The organism is Mesorhizobium abyssinicae, assembly GCF_049887195.1.
GTDB classification, from domain to species: domain Bacteria; phylum Pseudomonadota; class Alphaproteobacteria; order Rhizobiales; family Rhizobiaceae; genus Mesorhizobium; species Mesorhizobium abyssinicae.
This window is the reverse complement of record NZ_JARAKC010000189.1, coordinates 1-201: the sequence shown is the minus strand read 5'-3', so window position 1 is coordinate 201 and position 201 is coordinate 1. Positions and strand designations below refer to the sequence as shown.

The 201-nt window shown below is 67.2% G+C and carries 1 protein-coding gene; it reads right to left on the bottom strand.

The annotated features are described in order from the left end of the window. The coding region (locus tag PU724_RS34180; RefSeq protein ID WP_426213890.1) for a hypothetical protein at window positions 1-201 on the bottom strand (201 nt) is incomplete at both ends.

The following is a 201-nucleotide window of genomic DNA, read 5'->3' as shown; positions in this document are numbered from 1 at the left end:
GCCCCAGTCGTCCGACCAGCGCCCTGGTGCCGTCAAGCACAAAGACGCCGCAATCATAGCCGTTCTGCTGCTGGGTCATGCGGACCGGCTCCAGGCAGGCTCCCAGCCGTCGTGCGAGCTGTGCCGCGGGCTGCTCGTTGAGCGGCCCGGCGGAGTCGTAATGATAGGCAACCGGCCTTTCCCGCTCGCGTCGATCAACCA